Below are 16793 nucleotides of genomic sequence, written 5' to 3'. Positions count from 1 at the left end.
GGCGCGACGGTGCTCCGGCCCCCTTCTGGGAGGGTCGGAGCGTGGTTCCATTCGTGGTCACAGACGGGGTCCGTCGCGGCGGCTCGCATCCTTCCTCGTGGGGGTCTTGGAGAGGAACTGGTTGGCCTGCCTGGCAGCTTCGGCGAGGTGGCGGTGGTCGGGGTGCAGATACCCCTTGGTCGTCTCGATCGACTGATGCCCGAGGATCTCTTGGAGGACATGCAGGGCGATGCCGGCGTCGGCCATCCAGGTCGCTCCGGTGTGCCGGAGCCCATGCCGGGTGAGGCCGGTGAGGTTGAGGCCCGCGACGAGGTCATCCCAGCGGGTGGCGTCTCTGACGGTGGCGGTGGTGAGGACGCCTCCGCGTGGCCCGCGTAAGAGCGGGTCGTCGTCTTTCTTGTCGGTGGTGAGGCGTTCGAGGACGGGTTCGAGTGCGTCGAGCATCGGCACCGGGCGATCGCGCCGGCCTTTGGTCTGTTTGATGACGAGGCCGCCTTTGCCGGGATAGTGCTGGCGTCTGATCCACACGATGTGGTTCTCCCAGTCCACATCCCCGACCCGCAGCCCTGCGACCTCTGAACCCCTGGCGGCCAGGAGCGCGGCGAGCATGACGTGATCGGAATACGACTGATGCACCTCCCCGCACTCAGTCGCGAGCTTCCGCAGCGTCGCCAAATCCGGAAGCGCGTACTGTCGTAGCGCGCCGGTGGTCTGGGTGACGTGTTTGCCGAGGTTACGGCGTGCGCGGTGCTTGGCGGGGTTGATGGAGATGATGTCGTCGCGCACCGCTTCATCAAGCACCCGGACGAGTGGGGCGATGGAGTTCTTGATCGTCGAGGCCGAGTGCTCGGCCTCCCACGTGTCGATGGTGCGGTCGATCATCCCCGCGGTGATCTTCGCAACCCGAACGTGCCCGAGCGCTGGCAACACCCGCAGTCGCAGTCCGGTGTCGTAGAGCTCGGCGGTGGAGGTCGGGTCCAGGCCTCGCTGCCACCGATCCCCGATGGAAGTGGCGTAGTCGGTGAGGGTGATGGTGGTGTCCGCACCGGTTTCGGTCGCTGCCCGCATCTGATCGTAGAACTCCTCGACCTCCTCGTGGCTGCGGACGTGGGCGACGCGGCCGACGCGCTTATGCGTGGAAGGGTCGGTCCATCGCACGCGGGCACGGAATCCGTCGGTGCGGCGTTCGACATCGGTGGTGAGCTTCACCCCGACTGGCGGCATCCGCCTGTTGCGAGGGTCAGCCATGATCGTTCTCCTGCTCGGTGACCCAGGCGCGCACTGTGGCTGGGGTGTAGCGAGAGACGCCGCCGACGCGCAGGAACGGCGGCCCGATCTTTTCCCGTCGCCAGCGCGAGAGGGTGGCTTGGGAGACGTTCAAGAACTCCGCGACATCCCGCGCACACCACAACGTCTCGACCGGACCCGCACCGTGGTCAACGACGGTCGGGGCGTTCATCGTCGAGACTCGCGTAGAAGGCGTCTTCGGCCGCCTGCCGTTGGGCAAGATCGGCTTCAACGAAGGCATCGAAGTCTTCGGCCCGATCGGCGATCACGATGTCATCTACCGTCGGTGCAGGGGCTTCGCCGGGCCAGGTGGTCTGCCGGGTGGGGCGGTCGCGATCCAGTCGGGTGCTGCTCGCGGCGACCCAGTCGCGGAGTCGCTGCCGGGTGTCGGCGAAGTCGCGATGCCACCCGTTGGGTGCGGATCCGTTCTGATCGGGGTCGTAGGCGCACAGCCAGTGCAGGTGCAGCGCGGACAGTTCCCACAACAGCTCGGGGTGTCGGTACCAGAACGGCGGCACCACACTCGCGGGCAGGCCGTATGTGCGTCGGAGCCAGTTCACCCACCGGTCGAGTTCGAGCCACTCGGCCCCGGCCTCATCTGCGGTGAGTAGGTTCCAGTTCACCGGATGCGGTGGCCCCGGCAGTGAGTCCGGATCAGACAACGCCGGCCGCTTCCCCGTCTCCTCCGCGTCGTGGAGTGCGGGTTCGGGCTCGGGTTCGTCGAACTCCGGGGCGTCCTCAGCAACGATGGTGCTCATGGCTTTCCCTCCTCACAGTCCAGGTACGGGAGGTGCCTGCGTGCTGGGCCGGTCCGGTGCCTGGAACTCTGGGGCCGGCCTTGTCGGTGCCTCCCGTGCAGGGCCGTCCTGGTCGAGGGAAGGCGTGTTGCGAGGCGTGCGGTCGACGTCGTAGCGGGTGCGGGCGAGATCGTGGCCGATCTTCTTCGCGACGAACTGCTCGGTCTGTACCTGCTCACCGTCACGAGTGGCCTCGTACTCACGCACGTACCCCTCGGCGATGAAGTTGTCGCCCTTCCTGAACCGCTCGTGCGCCCGCGCCGCGGTGGCCCGGAACATCACCAGGTCGTGGAACGTGGACTCCAACTGCGTGAAGCTGCCATCGAGGTTCCGGTCGAAGTGTTCCTGCCCGAACCGGGCATAGAACCTCGCCTGCCCCTTGTCGTTGAAACCGAGCTGCGGGGTCGAGGCGATGAACCCCGAAATCGACTGCTGGGTATGAATATCCATTGCACTGCTCCTTCACGATCACCAGACCCCGCTGCGGGGTCATCCGTGAAAGTCAGGTGCACTACAACGACACAGCAACCCTCACGAGTCGGCGGGGCGTTGCAAGAGGGCTTCGAGTTCGGTGCGGTCGGTCTTCAACTGCCCGGCATCGCTACGGTTTGGCCAGGCGCGCAGGTCGGTGACGATCGGTGGTGCGGCGCGCAGTAGAGTGACGCCGGTGCCGAACGGCAGGGTTCTGATCCGGTCGGGTGGCAGGATCGGCACCCGCCGCACCGAGCGCTGGTTTGACCTGGTGCCGTGGTCGCCGAGAGTCACCGAATCGGTGTACTCGTCGCGTTCGCCGATCAGGGTGGAGAGGTCTTGGAGGTCTTTCGAGTTCGACGCCCCGCCGAGAATGATCTTCACGATCGAGGCATCCCAGATCGCCCCAGCCTGATTCTCCGACCACTTATCCCGCGCCTGCGCAAGCGACTGCAACACCGGCATCGTCGTGATCCCCGTACCGCCTCCCTCCGCCATGAGCGTCGGCAGAGACGGCAAGGGGGCCAGGTTGCCGATCTCGTCCAGTGCGAGCAGCAGGGGTGGGTCGAGGCGTGCGCCGGGTGAGCGCGCGGCGATGCGACGGGCGGTTTCGACGAGGTCTTCCACGAACGCCGCCACCAACGCAGCCGACGCCCCTGCGCCCGCGCCGGTGGCAAGGAGGTAGAGCGTTCCACGGTTCCGGATGAACGCCTCCGGATCGAACGACTCACCCTCGGCGGGTGAGACGGCATCAAGCACCCTCGGATCGGCAAGCGCCCCCAGCGCGAGGGCGACGCCCTGCCAGATGGAGTCACGGGTACGAGGGTCGGAGTCGATCATCGCCCCCAACGAATCCGCCCACCCCGCAGCCGCATTCGGATGATTCGTCAGGATCGCGGCCGCATCCGCAGCCGCCGACGGATCAAGCGTCCAACGGAACAGCTCGGCAGGCTGCCGATGATCCAACGCTGCCGCGTGGAGCAGAGCTTGGAGTGCTGTTCTGGTTTTGCCTTCCCAGAACCCACCGGATTCGACCCCACCAGCGGAGAGCCCGGTGGCGGAGGCGAGACCGGTCGCGCGGATCATCGCCGTCAGCGGGTCTTCACACCCCCGAACCGGCGACCACCGCAACCCCGCAGGGAGTCCTTCGGCGAGATGCTGCGGATCGAACACCGCAACCGGACGACCGTCACGTCGGCGGGCACGCAACGTCGCAGTGAGGTTGTCCGGCCGCGTGCTCGTGGTGACCACCGCGCCGGGCGCGTCCAAGACGGCGTTGATCACGACGTGCAGGCCTTTGCCGGAGCGGGGCGGCCCAATGAGCAGGATGGAGTCTTCAACTGACGCCCACACCTGTTTGCCGCGTGAGGTTCCGAGTAGATAACCCACATCCTCCGGTGACGGGGCATCCAGTGACGGGCGCAACGAGGCTGCCCGCCGCAGCAGCGCCTTCGGTGAGGCTGCCTGGGTGACTTCGTGCGTGGTGGCGACCCCGGCCAGGTGGCGCGGGTCGGTCTCGACCTTGTGGCTGTGGCGGCGCCATTTCATCCAGCACCACCCCAACCCGACCGTCACCAACGCGAGGAGCAAGGTTGTGACGATCCAATAGACGACCGGGTTCAGCCCCTCGGCTCCGAGCGCTGTACCGGGGTCGCCGGGGCTGAACAGCACACCCAGCCCACCGGCCGGCCCCGAGGTGGGTTGAGCCGTGCCGGTGAGGAACGCGGCGACCGACCCGGCACCGCGGAGGACGAGGCCGAGGGCGAAGACACTGATGAGGGCGATGAGGGCGGCGTTGGTGAGTTCGTCACCCATCGAGCCGGACTGCCGCTCGTTCACGACAACGCCTCGATATGGGTGGTGCCCGAGATCCGACCCAGCAGCAGCACATCGCGCCGCCCACCGTGTGCGGGTGGGAGCTGGTTGAGATCCAGCAACGCACGGGCTCGCCCGTTGGTGGCGTCGGTGTGGGAGACGATGATCGCCACGGCCACGTCCTCACCGGCAAGGAACCCGTCAGCGGTGACCTCGACCAGCGCCGGCCCCTTCTTCTTTCGGGCAGGCCGTGCGGGTTCTTGGGCTGGTTCGGGCTCGGCAGGACGGGTGCGGGTGCGGGGTTGGATGAGGTCGGTGAATACCGATCCGTCGACTTCTCGGACTTCGATCCGAACCCCGATGCTGCGGTTCTCGGTGACCGCATCGAGCAGGTCGGCGAAGGTGCCGCGCGTCCACTCACCCCTGGCTGGTGGCGGGTACTCGGCGCCGTCGACGGTCACGTCGAGCACACCGGTTTCGGTGACTGCGACGCGGACGTGCGGGAGGACAGCCTGTATGTCTTCGGCGATCGTCTTTGCTGCGGGGCGGGCTCTCATGCGCGCTAGGTGCGCCGCGACGCCGATGGGAAACTGGTGACATGGGTTCACGGGCGGATGACCGGCGGCGCTTCGCCGAGGAGTCCATGCCGCGTATCGCCGCTACTGCCGAGGACGAGGGATTCAGCCAGCAGGCGTCTTCTGGTGAGCGCAGGTGGGAATGGGTGAAGCCGACATCACCGACCGTGCGGGCGGCGGTTCTGTTGTCGGAGATGACGCCGAGGAACGTCCGTGATGGCGTGGATGTTCAGGCTTACGGGGCGATCTATCTCGATCAGGTGGAGCAGCGGCTGCATGAGGACGGGCAACGGCACCCGGACGCGGCGACGCTGATGGCTCCGCTGCGGGCTTGGGGATCAACCTTCACCCGTGATGGCGCCTACCGGTTCCGGCGGAGCGCCGATCCGGAGTCCAGGGTGGAGGAGCTGGCCGGGGATCTGAGATCGTTCGCAGCTTTCGCCACCGCGATCCGTGACGTGACGGATCTGAGCGAGGCTCGCTTGGCGCGCTCACGCATCCGCAGGCACGTCACCGCGGGCTTGGCACCCGGCTACGCGGCCCCTCAGGTCGCCTCGCTCATCGCCGAGATGAACACCAACACCGAAACCGGCGTCGAACCGTAGGCGTCATGGACCGGGAAGTTCCCGCGAGAACCGTCAATATTCACGCGAACTTCTAGACGTTCTGCTTGAGCCGCAAGCTTGTGTCGAAGAGCGAATATTCAGCAGGGTGCAGTTGGTGTTGAGTGACGAAAGACCGGTCTTTGATCCGCCACAGCCCCTGCCCGACACCTAATCCGGGTAGGAGTTTCTGCTCGGTGCCAGTGAGCCCGAGTGCGGATGCGGTGGCTCCGAGCTGGTCGGATTCTTGCCGGTAGACGATCCGGGTTTCCGCGTTCGCGAGCAGGGAGTTGGCGAGGGATCGCATGGCGGAGCCTTGGTCGCCGACGTTGTCCAGGTCGGTCAACTTGTGAAAGATCAGCATGTTCGCGATCCCGTAATGCCTCGCGAGACGCCAATGCGCATCCATCCGCTTCAAGAGTGCGGGGTGGCTCATGAGGCGCCATGCTTCGTCGTAGATCACCCACCGCTGCCCACCGTTCGGGTCGAGCAAGGCGGATTCCATCCACGCGCTGGAGCACGTCATCAGCACCGAGATCAGGGTGCTGTTTTCGGTGACGCGGGAGAGGTCAAGGGAGATCATCGGCAGTGACGGATCAAACCTGACGGTGGATGGTCCGTCGAAGAGTCCGGCGAGGTCGCCGGCCACGAGGCGCCGCAGTGCGTGCCCGACCAGTCGGCCGTCTTCGGCGAGGCGTCTGTCGGTGTCGTCGGTGGGGTTCAGGACGTGGTCGACGACCATCGGCAGGATCGGCACATCGTTCTCCCGCACCGCAGCCGTCAACGCCAGATCGATCGCAGTGTGCTCCAACGGCGTCAGCCCACGCGCGAGCACCGTCTCCGCGAGAGCGCCGATGAGATCCCGGCGGCGCGATGCGACGGTCGCGGCCCATTGCTCATCCGACAGCCCTGATGGTCGGTGCCCTTCATCGAGGGGATTGAGGCGGGTGTTGAGGCCGTGGCCAAGGACAATCGCCCGCCCACCGACCGCCTCAGCGACGGCCGTGTGCTCGCCCTTCGGATCACCGGGAACGTAGACTCGCCGCCCGAACGGAAGCGATCGCGTGTAGAGCGACTTCGCCAGGCTCGATTTCCCGCTACCGACTATGCCGGCGAGGACGACGTTCGGGGCGGTGATGACCCCGCGTGCGTAGAGCACCCAGGGGTCGTAAACGAAGCTCCCGCCGGAGTAGAGGTCCTGGCCGACGAAGACACCGTCAGAGCCGAGCCCGCCTTCGGCGACAAACGGATACGCCCCGGCGAGGGTCGCGGACGTGTCTTGGTGGCGGGGCAACTTGAACCTGCCCGGCGTCCGCAAGGTTGCGGCCCCTGGTTCTCCGGCAGCGGGCAGGTAGGTGGTCGCGCGACGTTCCGCGCGCTCGGCTTCTGCTTTCGCGACCGCGACCGCCTTCTCCGTCTTGCGTTGTTCGGCGGTGATCCGCGCGGCGGCCTGCCTGCGCTGTTTGCGGAGCTTGCGGCGTTCGGATGCGGGTGCGACGAGGACGGAGGTGTGCAGGCGCTCGGGCTCAGAGTTCATCGTCCGAGCCCCCGCCCCGCATGCTGCGCCGGGCGAGGCGTAGCCGCGAACCAGTCCTTACCCGCAACCGCGGGTGTCTTCCGGGTAGTGGCGGAGGCGACGGTATCCGTGCTGGGGGCGGCTCTGCCGGCTCCTTCACCCAGGCCGACCGCAGCAACCGCCGGTGCGGGCGCGGGCTCGGCGAGAGCGAAATCGGCCGGAGCATCGTAAGCGCGGAGTAGGGAGACGTGGCTGAGGAATGGATTGTAGGTCAACGTGTAGTTGCCCTCGGTGGTGGTGCGGTCGAGGTTCCCGACCGGTGGGGTGTCGTAGACGTACCCGTTGGTAAGGGCAGCATCGGTGGTCTCTTCCCCGTAATCCCACTGACTCAGGTGCTCGATCCCGGCGGTCGTGCCGTCACGCTGAATGAGATCGAGTACCCGGTCAGCTTCCTCACCATCGAAGAACACAACGCTGACCCACCGCCGCGCGGTTTCGGGGTCGGGGCGCCAGGCGATCCGGCCCGCTGCGTTCATGGCCGCATCGAGCCGGTCATGTGCGGCATCGATCAGGGTCGCGGCCTGATGCAGCTCATCCGCCGCAGCCAGCGCATCCTTCGCACCAATCGCGGCGTCACCTTGGTCGTCGAACGCGCGGGGTTGGCCGGTGACATGAGCGGCGGCGAGCTGGTCGAGTACCTGCCGCAGCGACCGGACACCTGCGAGGAGATCCCCGAGCACCGGATACATCTGCGCCGGCTGGTCAATACGGATTGTCGCGTGCGCAAGACCCCGCAGCGCTTCGGATGCTTCGGCAGCATCGGTTCTCGGATCGGTGAAAGTGGGCATGAGAGTCCTCCCTGACGATGGATGTCGCCAGCCAGGTGCGTCAGCTATTCCATGCGTGTCAGACGCTCCGGATACCCTTGAAGCATGAGTTTTTCCGCTTCCGTGCTTCGGGTGATGATCGCTTCCCCGTCAGACATTCCCGATGCTCGCGATGCAGTAGAAGCCGCGATCAATGACTGGAACAACGCCAACGCTGCAACCAAGCAGGTAGCGCTACTGCCGTGGAGATGGGAGACCTCGTCCGTTCCTGTCCTCGGAGGTCATCCGCAGTCACTGATCAACTCGCAAGGCGTTGACCAATGCGACATCGTCTTCGCTCTGTTTGGCAGCCGGCTTGGCTCCCCAACGCCCGACGCGGTATCCGGCACCGTTGAAGAGATCGAACGCGCCGTGGATAGCGGAAAGCCTGTTCACCTCTATTTCTCAACTGCACCGCTTCCTCACGACGTGGACACCCAGCAGCTCGACGGTCTCCGGGAATTTCGTGCTGCAATCAGCGAGCGAGGTTTGCTTGGCGAGTTCGCCAACACTGGCCAGCTCGGCCACGAGGTCTGGAAGGCCATCGAGTACGACATCGCTTCGTTAGAACTGTCAGCCCCGCAACTCCCTGCAACTAAATCTGGTGTGCGGTTCGCGGCTCAGCCTCAGCAAGAACGAGAACTGACGTCATACGACAGCAAGGGAAAGCCTCGCTACTCCACTCGGCACTGGATCGACATCACCAACACGGGTGACCAAGACGCCACTGATGTGCGATTCGAGGTCGTCGGAGAAAACTCCAGCATGATCCTGACTAGCGGCGATGAACCCACCGTCATCCATGCCGGCCAGACTCGCCGCCTGCATGTGCTTCATCACATGGGTGGCGGCGATCCCGACATCATTCGCATCCGCTGGAGCGAGGACGACGAACAGAAGGAACGCGAGTTCCACGTCGGCTGACGACTACACCTTCCGGCACAGCGGCAATGCCGCCGCCGTGAACGCCGCCGCCTGCTGCCCGACCAGCAACCGGGTCTCGCACGAGGCTTGGATCGCGGCCTGTTCGATCGCGGCGACCGCGGCATCGAGCTCGTTCACGGTGGGTGCGGTGATGGTGATGAGGCCGGTGTAGCGGAGGATGCCGTGCCCGGCAGTCAGGTCTGCCTCCTGCTGCAACACGTCCTGGTACTCCGCCGTCTGGGAGGCGTCTTCGATCTGCCCGATCCGTTGCCGTTGCGCCGCATCACTGATGTGCTCGACCTTCTTCTTCCTGATATCCCGTGCCGCCTGGTCCGATCGCATCGGGGTGCAGATCAGGGAGAACGAGCGCTGTATCCCGGTGGAGAGCAGGACGGGTGAGAGGAATCCGGGGAACACCATCGACCGCGGCCACTCACTGATCCACAGGGTGGCGTGGTGGGCGGAGTCGGTACGAATCCGCGACCACGACTCGTTCACCGCCAACGGCCCCGCCGTAGCAAGCGATTGTCCGATCTGGCCTTGACGCTCCAAGGTCGCGGCGATCGCCGGGTCGTAAGCGCTACGGAGGATGACAGCGATCTGCCCCGCGGTCAGCCACCCGCCGGGATTGAGGTCGGCGGAACGCAGCGCCGCTACCAGGGTTGCCATCTCCTGTCGCAACACGGCGGCGGCTCCGCGGATGCCGCCGCCGGCGGTGCGGATCTGCCGGGCTGCTGCTCGCATGTCCAGTGCGAGCGAGAGCGTGGTCGCGTGCCGTTCCCCGGCAGGCCCCGCCCGGTCGATCAGCTCCGCGTAAGTGGTGGATGCCCAGGAGTCGTCGTGGGTGCCATGCGAGGCCCACCACTCTGCCAACCCCGTACCCGAATCTGGAAGGGTGCGTTCAAGGACTTGGAGGGTCGCGACCCGTCCGGATCGGCAGACAGTGGCGAGCACACGGCCCCAGGAGGTAACGCGGCGTTCCTGCTCTCCCGGATCGAGGAGCACGAACGCGGGATGCGTCACCTCCACCACGACCGTCAGTGTCGAGGCGTGGGGGTCGTGGATCATCCCCGCCTCAGTCTCCGGGTCGGTGTACTCCCGCAGCCGCGCCATGTCACCGGGCAGGGCGAGGGTGCCGACCGGGCGCGGAACCACCACCCGGCGGCGGTAGAGCAGTTGTCCGATGGTGGTGCGGTAGAGCCACCAGCAGGCGACGGGGAGCCATTCGACCATCGGCCGCCCCGCGACCGGTATCCACGTCAACGCAATCGACATGGCCCAGATGGGTGCGGTGTACGCCATGAGTATGCCGCCGCCTGCGTAGAGGGCTCCGACGAAGGCGAGGATGCCGATGGCCAGGGTGACGAGCTGTGAGAGGGAGAGGCCGAGGAGGATGCCGCGGCGTGCGAGGCGGGAGAACTTCACCGGCACCAACTCGCCGCCGCTGGTTGTGTTCGTGTTGTTCATCGGTTACTCCTTGCCGGGCTTCGGGGCAGGTGGCTTCGGATTCGACGGCGGCAGGTCAGACGGCGGGATCGGGTTCTTCGGCACCGGCGTAGACGGCGCTGCCGGAGCGCCCGCGTTTCCGGGCTGGCCCGCACCGTCCGCAGCGGCGTCTGCCTCGTTGGCGAGGTGACCTGCGGCCTTCGGTCCGGCCTCGAAGGAGTCCTTGGCGATCTTCGCCGCAATCAGGCCCGCTGCGATCGGTGCCGCAACGGCCGCACCACCGGCAGCCGCACCGGATCCGCCAGCCCCCGCACCCGCACCGGCACCTGCGCCGGCTCCGGCGCCTGCGCCACCACTGGATGCGGCGGGGGTCGGTTTCGGTGCGGCCGCAGCCGACCCACCGCCCGATTTGCCTCCGCCGCTGCCGGTGCCGTCGAGGACCTTCTGTGGGTCACCACCCTGCGGCTTGGACGGCACCGGCATCGGCCGGTTCAACGACTGCTTGGCGTCCTGTTCGGAGCCGATCGCGTGATACATATCGAATCCCACGAACGAGATGAACTTGTAGGTCAGGTATGGGGCGAATCCGGCCATCGCCATCAGCACCACACCCGCGATCGGGTCAGACACGGAGGCGAGGTCGGCCTCGATGGGTGCGCTGACCTGGGTGACGGCGACGAGGAACATCACCACCAGCACCAACTTCGACGCGATCAGCGCGATGACGAACATGGCCCACTTCGACACCCAACTCCGTGACGCATCCCACGACGAACCGGAGAACGCGAGGGGCGCCATCACGATCGCCACCAACAGCAACGCCTTCCGCACCAGGAGCGACAGCCACACGATTGCGGCGGAGGTGATCGCGAGCCCGGCGAGGAAAATGGTGATGATCGCCCCGACGCCGGGCGCGGCGATGCTGATGCCGGTGAGGCCTGCGACGAGGAGGGTGATCTTGTCACCCATCGTCTCCGTGGTCTCCCCGCCGGCTTGGATGATGCCGGTGCAGAGCTGATCCACGATCTCCAACGCCAGCCCGGTCAACGTGATCACCACGAAACTGCCAAGCACGCTCTTCGCGAGGCCGAGCGCGGCCCTGGAAAGGGCGCCGGGGTCTCGTTTGATCAGGCCGGTGATGAGTTGGAGACAGAAGAAGATCAGCATGATGAACACGGCGATCCCGAACACCAGGTTGTAGACGCTGACGTACCCGTCGGATGTGACGTCGACGAGCGTGGTGGTGTCGAACACGTTCCAGACGGCCTCGAACAACCAGCCCGCGGCCGCACCCATTGCCTGGGCGAGCCAATCGAACGGGGCGGAGATCAAGGCTCCGGCGGCGTCGCCTGCGACATCGCAGACGGTGGAGATGACAGGAACATCGCAAACCCCCATCACAAACCTCCTCAGATCGAGCGGGGGATGGGGTTAGACCTGCTGGCCGACGTTCCAGAAGAAATTGATCAACGTGACCGCAGCACCACAGATGACCGCGGCGCCGCAGGAGACCAGGACGCCGATCTTTCCCCTGCCCGCCAGGTGCGGGTTGCTGCTGTTCGCACCGAAGCCCCACACGATCGCCGAGATGATCAAGGCGAGAACGGAGAGGATGAGGCCGACGGTCATGACCGCGCCCACGATCGTGCGCAGCTGCGCGATACCGGGCAGGCCGGAGTCGTTGGGGTTGATGTCGATGTCCATCGGCACGAGCGCCGGGATCACGGATACAGCGGTGGTGATGAGGTCGAACACGGTGGGGTCTCCTGACACGAACAAGGCCCACAAGCGTGGGCAGCGGAAGGGTTCTGACCTCAGGTGCGCCAGGACAACCACCGCGGAGAAGGCGACTAGCGTGGGAGGCGTGGAGCGTGTTCTCGCCGCCAGCGCGGTCATCACCGACGACGCGGGCCGCGTGCTGCTCGTGCTACGGGGCGAGGAGCCCGAGAAGGGATGCTGGTCGGTGCCCGGAGGGTCTGCTGAACCCGGTGAAACCCCCGCGCAGACCGCCCGCCGGGAGGCATGGGAAGAGACCGGCCTACATGTCGAGATCGGTCAGGAGCTGTGGACGGTAGATGTGCCGACCGGCGACGGGCGCGTGTTCGAGATCCATGACTTTGCAGCCACCGTCACCGCAGGAAACCTCACGCCGGGCGACGATGCCGACGACGCACGCTGGTTCACCCCGGACGAGCTCACTCAGGTACCACTGACGACGAGCCTGCTGGACTACCTCGCCCTCGCAGGCATCGTGCCCGCCAGATAGCGCTACCGCAGCCGTCCACGAGCTGACGTGAACCTCAGAGCTGGTCACCGACCGCGATGAGCCAGTTCATCCACGCCACCCCACCGCCAGCAAGCGCGGCGGTGCCGAGGGCGACGAGGAGGCCGGTGCGGGATTTCGATGCGGTGGCGTGGTTGCCGTGCGCGGAGGCGACGGCCCAGACGATCGCGGACACGATCAACATGAGCACCGCGATGACGAGGACAAAGGTGAGCAGGGCGCCGATGACTTCTTTGAGGTCACCGATACCACCGAGACCATCGAAATCCGGGAACACATTCATGACTCGTTCCCTTCACTGGTGGTGCAGCCGCCCGGATCGGTGATCTCGCCAGCGTCGAGGTCTGCGGCACCGTGCTGTTCCAGCCAGACGGCGGGGTCGGTGTATTCGCCGTTGGTGCCGCCGATCCTGACCTCGAAATGCAGGTGCGGGCCAGTGCTGTTGCCCGAGGAGCCGACATCAGCGATGTGCTGCCCCGCGGTCACACGATCACCCGCCGTGACGCGGATGCCGGTCTCCCAAGAGTGCGCATACGCCGTCGCGACCGTCTTCCCGTCCACGGTGTGCTCAATGACGACCAGGCCGCCGTAGCCGCCGGAGTATTCGGCAACGGTGACAACACCATCAGCGGCGGCGAGGATCGGGGTGCCGTCGGGGCCGGCGAAGTCAGTGCCGGAGTGGAGCTTGTATTCCCCGGTGATGGGATGTTCGCGCATCCCGTAAGGGCTGGTCATCACCCAGGTGCCCTCCGGCATCGGGAATACCACACGGGAGGTCTCCGGCACCGGCCCCAACACCGCACCACCACCAGCGGGCTGTGCTGTGGTGTTGGTGGTGAGGGCTTGGAGGATCTGCTCTGCGACCGACTCATAGTTCCGATACCGGTCGGGGTAGGCGGAGACTTCGACGGATTGGGCGGCCTCGCCCTTGTCCATCGACTCCCGCCCCGCAATATCCAGCAATCCCCGCGGCGACGGATAGTTCGGCCCAGCGGGTCCGCCGAAGAAGGCGCGGACTTGGTAGTTCGGGTCCATGAGATCAGCGACCGTGCCCCACCCGGATTGTGGGCGCATCTGGAACAAGCCCAGGCTGTCGTTGTCGGACCCGTTGCCGTCGTTCGGGTAGTCCGCCGAGTCCGGGTAGTGGCTGGTGTTCGACAGCATCCGCAACGTCGACTCCGTCAGCGCGGCCATGAGCGCGATCTGCACACCGTCACGATTCACACCCTCGATCGCGGAGCCGGTGGTGATGATCGTCGCGGCGTGGGTGAGCTGCTGATGGTTCAGCGTGAACGAGTACCCGGAAGCATCCGTCACGTCGAGTTCGTCCGGGATCGTGCCGACGGTCAGGCCGGTGGACAGGCAGGTGGCGTTCGCGGCCTGTGCGGGGTTGATGAGCGCCCCGATCGAGACGAGCATGATCGAGGGTGCGAGGAACAGCAGGGCGATCCCTGCGATGGCGAGTTTCTTGAACACGATCCACCCCCTGCTACTTCAGGGGGGTGTCGAGTTGGGAGAGCCGCAACAGGTGGCAGTCGTCGCCGTCAGGCGGGCAGACGATGAACACCGTGAACGACACCGCATGCTCACTGGCGACAGGGTCCTCGTTCCAGACACCGGAGCGGTGCCGGGTGCCGTCGATCGTGTACGCCGTTGTTCCCTCTGCGAGCTGGCCCGGCTGTGCCTGCTCGACGGCCGTATCCCACGCCTCCGGCACATAAGCGTTGTCGATGGTGAGGTGCTGGGTGGTGAGGTACTTCCGCAACTCGAGCCACGCCTCTCTCGCTGGTAGATAGGCGGCAACATCGGCCGCGAGGCCCGCCTGCTCAGCACCGTAGGGATCGCCGACATCGAGGATCACTGATGTGTAGTCCAACGGGAAGAAGCCCGACGCGGTATCCCAGGTGAAGAGGGCTTCGGCGACGTTCCGGGCGAAGGTCTCCGGATCATCCGACCTCGACACCACCGGCAACCGCGGCGAAGTGGTCGGCCCCGGAGTTTCGGGTGCGATCGATGACGGTTCCGAACCGGTCGGGTAATCCGTGCCGGTGGCGTTGCGGGGGCCGGTGATGAGGCCGTAGATGCCGATCCCGGCGAGGATCAGGAACACCACCCCGCTCGCAGCGGCGGCGATCAGGCGGCGACGGATGCGAGGGTCGGACACATCGAGAGTTCTCATAACCCCCAGGTGCGCCCCAGCTTCACCAACGCGCGGGGCAGTTAGCGGAGAGGTGCCAGTGCTACGTCCTCAGCCGCTGACCGAGTGGCGGTGCGGGCGGTGCGGAGGTCTTCAGCGAACGTCACCGTGCCTTCGACGACGGTATAAAAGGCGTCGGCTTGTTCGTCGGTGAGGTCGGTGGCGAGCCGGGTGAGGTCGTACTTGATCCACCAGGAATCGAGATCGGTCCACGTGAGCACAAATGCCCGCACCCCCAGCAGCGTGATCCCCTCTTCGACCGGCGACACCGGGCGGGTCTTCCGCGCCTGTTCTTTCTTCTTGGCTTTTGCTTCGGCTTGGACGCGGGCCACGGCTTCTTCGGCCATCTGATGTAGTTCCGCATCCCGGGCCGCGCGGGCTTGCTCGGTCATGCTGGTGGCGAGGGCGCGGACGCGCGTGTATTCCGGGTCGACGGGGCCGCCGTCCTGGATCTGATCCAACGCCGCCTGTGCAGCGACTCGGACATGCTCGGGGTATTTGCGGTCGGTGGCGACCTGTTCGACGTAGCCGATCTTGTCGTAGGTCCGATACGACGCCCCACCCGGAATCATTGCCGCAGCCTGCTCGCGCGTCTTCCCGGCTTGACCGGGTGGGGGTGGAAGATGTCCACCCCCATGCTCACCGGGCGCATGGCCTTTCTGGAACTGCGTGGATTGCTCCCGCAGCGCGGCTTCCTCGCTCATGATCGCCTTGAGCTCCCGATACAACGCTGCCGCTTCCAGCGCGGTGAGGGGCTTGTGGAGCACGTTGTCGTCCTGCTCCGCGAGCAGCTGCCCGAGCCGATCCGACAGCCCGGATCGCACCCACACGTTCACGGTCTTGATGCCGAGCATCTTCAACGCCGCCAAACGTCGAGCCCCGCAAACGAGAAACCCGTCCGGGGTCACGGTGATGGGTTGCAGCAGCCCGTCACGCTTGATCGACGCGGCAAGGACGTCGATGTCGCCGAGTTCAGCACGGTGCCGGTTGCCGACACGGATCGAGGCGACGGTCCGCTCGACCTGCACACTCCCCACTGGTTGCTCGCTCATCACCCATCACTCCCTGGCTCCGGGAGCCGCCAGAGAGAGTGCGAGGACGAGGTCGTCATCGCGCAGCAGCAGCGGGATCGTCTCGCCGATCAGCAGCCGCAGCAGCACACCGCGGCCAGCGCCCGTCGTGGCGTGATCGGTGTCGGGGTTGCCGAGCATCGCCCGCAGCAACGCATGCCACGACCCGGACGGGATATCCAGCAGCACGCGAACTTGCTTGTCACGGCGCAATGCTTCGAACGCTGTCGCACGTGAGCCGGCTTTGATGAGAGCCCCGCACACGTGCTCGACCCCAGAGCGCGCGGTCTCTGGTGTCCAGCCGAGCATGGCGAGGAACGCGATTGCGTCTTCCGCAGCCGACATCGCCAACTGCGTCGCACTGTCCGATTCCTCTTCGCCGGTTGGGGCGTACTTGCCGAGTTCGATGCTGTCGATGATCCGAAACGCCGGATGGTAGTCCGTCAGCGGGTTCTCCCGATCGCTGAACCGCTCGGGATCGTGGAAGGAAGAGATGTGGGGGCGGCGGGCTTGGTGGACGGAGCAGAGGAGTCCTTGGGCGCGTTCTTCGAAGATGCAGGTGATCCGCACCGCATGCGTGATCACACCCCACGGATTCTCCGCCGTGCGTGCCGCCCTGGTGCGCATGACATCGAACGCCGCCGATGCCGCTTCCCACGGGTCCAGGCCGTGCTTACTGGCGAGGGGTGCATACTTCTCGGCGGCATACGCCATGAGTTCCGCAACGACCGGATCGTGCTCCCACGCACCAGGGCCTGCTTCATGGAGTCGGACGAGGAGGGTGCGGAGGCCTTCGCCGGTGCGGAAGTCCTCGGGCCGATCCGGCATCGCGGTCGCTGTTCTGGTGGTCATGGTCGGACACCTCCTCTTCCGCAGTCAGGTGCACAACCTGTACCTAGTGGAGCTGGTGTCAGTGCCTTCGTGTCCATCGCTTCTCACCGGC

The 16793-nt window shown here is 66.0% G+C and carries 19 protein-coding genes; 3 read left to right on the top strand and 16 right to left on the bottom strand.

Annotation, left to right across the window (positions count from 1 at the left end; genetic code table 11):
* Positions 1–57: 57 nt before the first annotated feature.
* From ACQCX5_RS01590 to ACQCX5_RS01565, 6 genes are all read right to left on the bottom strand, one after another.
* On the bottom strand, positions 58–1248 hold the full coding sequence (locus tag ACQCX5_RS01590) for a tyrosine-type recombinase/integrase (protein ID WP_045247670.1): 1191 nt from the start codon (positions 1246–1248) through the stop codon (positions 58–60).
* The gene (locus ACQCX5_RS01585) at positions 1241–1459 is read right to left on the bottom strand and encodes a helix-turn-helix domain-containing protein (protein WP_045247671.1); all 219 of its coding nucleotides are present in this window, start codon (positions 1457–1459) and stop codon (positions 1241–1243) included. The genes ACQCX5_RS01590 and ACQCX5_RS01585 overlap by 8 nt, the downstream gene beginning before the upstream one ends.
* Complete coding sequence (locus ACQCX5_RS01580; RefSeq protein WP_045247672.1) at positions 1437–2045, bottom strand: hypothetical protein; 609 nt, start codon at positions 2043–2045, stop codon at positions 1437–1439. The genes ACQCX5_RS01585 and ACQCX5_RS01580 overlap by 23 nt, the downstream gene beginning before the upstream one ends.
* Before the next feature lie 12 nt (positions 2046–2057).
* The gene (locus ACQCX5_RS01575; RefSeq protein ID WP_045247673.1) at positions 2058–2534 is read right to left on the bottom strand and encodes a single-stranded DNA-binding protein; all 477 of its coding nucleotides are present in this window, start codon (positions 2532–2534) and stop codon (positions 2058–2060) included.
* 81 nt (positions 2535–2615) lie between these two features.
* Positions 2616–4394: a type IV secretory system conjugative DNA transfer family protein gene (locus tag ACQCX5_RS01570; protein ID WP_045247674.1), complete on the bottom strand. Its 1779-nt coding sequence runs from the start codon at positions 4392–4394 to the stop codon at positions 2616–2618.
* The gene (locus ACQCX5_RS01565) at positions 4391–4927 is read right to left on the bottom strand and encodes a hypothetical protein (RefSeq protein ID WP_045247675.1); all 537 of its coding nucleotides are present in this window, start codon (positions 4925–4927) and stop codon (positions 4391–4393) included. Before ACQCX5_RS01565 ends, ACQCX5_RS01570 begins: the two co-directional genes overlap by 4 nt.
* A 41-nt stretch (positions 4928–4968) precedes the next feature.
* Between ACQCX5_RS01565 and ACQCX5_RS01560 the strand changes: the two genes are divergently transcribed.
* On the top strand, positions 4969–5550 hold the full coding sequence (locus tag ACQCX5_RS01560) for a hypothetical protein (RefSeq protein WP_045247676.1): 582 nt from the start codon (positions 4969–4971) through the stop codon (positions 5548–5550).
* Between the two features lie 52 nt (positions 5551–5602).
* On the opposite strand, the gene ACQCX5_RS01555 is transcribed toward ACQCX5_RS01560, so the two are convergent.
* Together ACQCX5_RS01555 and ACQCX5_RS01550 are read right to left on the bottom strand one after the other, a co-directional pair.
* Entirely contained in the window at positions 5603–7084 is a 1482-nt protein-coding gene (locus ACQCX5_RS01555) for an ATP-binding protein (protein ID WP_045247677.1), read from the bottom strand.
* A complete protein-coding gene (locus ACQCX5_RS01550) occupies positions 7081–7911 on the bottom strand; it encodes a hypothetical protein (protein WP_045247678.1) in 831 nt (276 codons plus the stop codon). The genes ACQCX5_RS01555 and ACQCX5_RS01550 overlap by 4 nt, the downstream gene beginning before the upstream one ends.
* 84 nt (positions 7912–7995) lie before the next feature.
* Here ACQCX5_RS01550 and ACQCX5_RS01545 point away from each other — a divergent pair, with 84 nt between their 5' ends.
* Entirely contained in the window at positions 7996–8853 is an 858-nt protein-coding gene (locus tag ACQCX5_RS01545) for a DUF4062 domain-containing protein (protein ID WP_045247679.1), read from the top strand.
* Positions 8854–8856: 3 nt separating this feature from the next.
* Here ACQCX5_RS01545 and ACQCX5_RS01540 read toward each other — a convergent pair whose 3' ends face one another.
* Genes ACQCX5_RS01540 through ACQCX5_RS01530 form a run of 3 tightly spaced genes read right to left on the bottom strand, consistent with a single transcriptional unit; the run spans position 8857 to position 12054 of the window.
* A complete protein-coding gene (locus tag ACQCX5_RS01540; RefSeq protein ID WP_045247680.1) occupies positions 8857–10320 on the bottom strand; it encodes an SCO6880 family protein in 1464 nt (487 codons plus the stop codon).
* Positions 10321–10323: 3 nt separating this feature from the next.
* Positions 10324–11697, bottom strand: coding sequence for a hypothetical protein (locus ACQCX5_RS01535; protein WP_045247681.1), 1374 nt, complete (start codon positions 11695–11697; stop codon positions 10324–10326).
* A gap of 33 nt (positions 11698–11730) precedes the next feature.
* The gene (locus tag ACQCX5_RS01530; protein ID WP_045247682.1) at positions 11731–12054 is read right to left on the bottom strand and encodes a DUF6112 family protein; all 324 of its coding nucleotides are present in this window, start codon (positions 12052–12054) and stop codon (positions 11731–11733) included.
* A 109-nt stretch (positions 12055–12163) separates the two neighbouring features.
* Between ACQCX5_RS01530 and ACQCX5_RS01525 the strand changes: the two genes are divergently transcribed.
* Positions 12164–12565, top strand: coding sequence for an NUDIX hydrolase (locus tag ACQCX5_RS01525; RefSeq protein ID WP_045247683.1), 402 nt, complete (start codon positions 12164–12166; stop codon positions 12563–12565).
* 34 nt (positions 12566–12599) lie between these two features.
* Here ACQCX5_RS01525 and ACQCX5_RS01520 read toward each other — a convergent pair whose 3' ends face one another.
* From ACQCX5_RS01520 to ACQCX5_RS01500, 5 genes are read right to left on the bottom strand one after another with little or no spacing between them, the layout of a single operon-like run.
* Positions 12600–12866 carry a DUF6112 family protein gene (locus ACQCX5_RS01520; RefSeq protein ID WP_045247684.1) on the bottom strand — a complete coding sequence of 89 codons (267 nt, stop codon included), beginning with the start codon at positions 12864–12866 and terminating at the stop codon, positions 12600–12602.
* The gene (locus ACQCX5_RS01515; protein ID WP_048809051.1) at positions 12863–14059 is read right to left on the bottom strand and encodes a M23 family metallopeptidase; all 1197 of its coding nucleotides are present in this window, start codon (positions 14057–14059) and stop codon (positions 12863–12865) included. Before ACQCX5_RS01515 ends, ACQCX5_RS01520 begins: the two co-directional genes overlap by 4 nt.
* A 13-nt stretch (positions 14060–14072) precedes the next feature.
* Positions 14073–14747: a hypothetical protein gene (locus tag ACQCX5_RS01510; RefSeq protein ID WP_434540235.1), complete on the bottom strand. Its 675-nt coding sequence runs from the start codon at positions 14745–14747 to the stop codon at positions 14073–14075.
* Positions 14748–14803: 56 nt separating this feature from the next.
* Positions 14804–15832 carry a ParB N-terminal domain-containing protein gene (locus tag ACQCX5_RS01505; protein ID WP_045247686.1) on the bottom strand — a complete coding sequence of 343 codons (1029 nt, stop codon included), beginning with the start codon at positions 15830–15832 and terminating at the stop codon, positions 14804–14806.
* A gap of 6 nt (positions 15833–15838) precedes the next feature.
* Positions 15839–16702 (bottom strand): hypothetical protein, encoded by an 864-nt coding sequence (locus ACQCX5_RS01500; protein WP_045247687.1) that lies wholly within the window; start codon positions 16700–16702, stop codon positions 15839–15841.
* Between the last annotated feature and the right edge of the window lie 91 nt (positions 16703–16793).

Source organism: Aestuariimicrobium sp. G57 (assembly GCF_050110855.1).
Lineage (GTDB): Bacteria > Actinomycetota > Actinomycetes > Propionibacteriales > Propionibacteriaceae > Aestuariimicrobium.
This window is presented reverse-complemented; position numbering and strand designations above follow the sequence as displayed.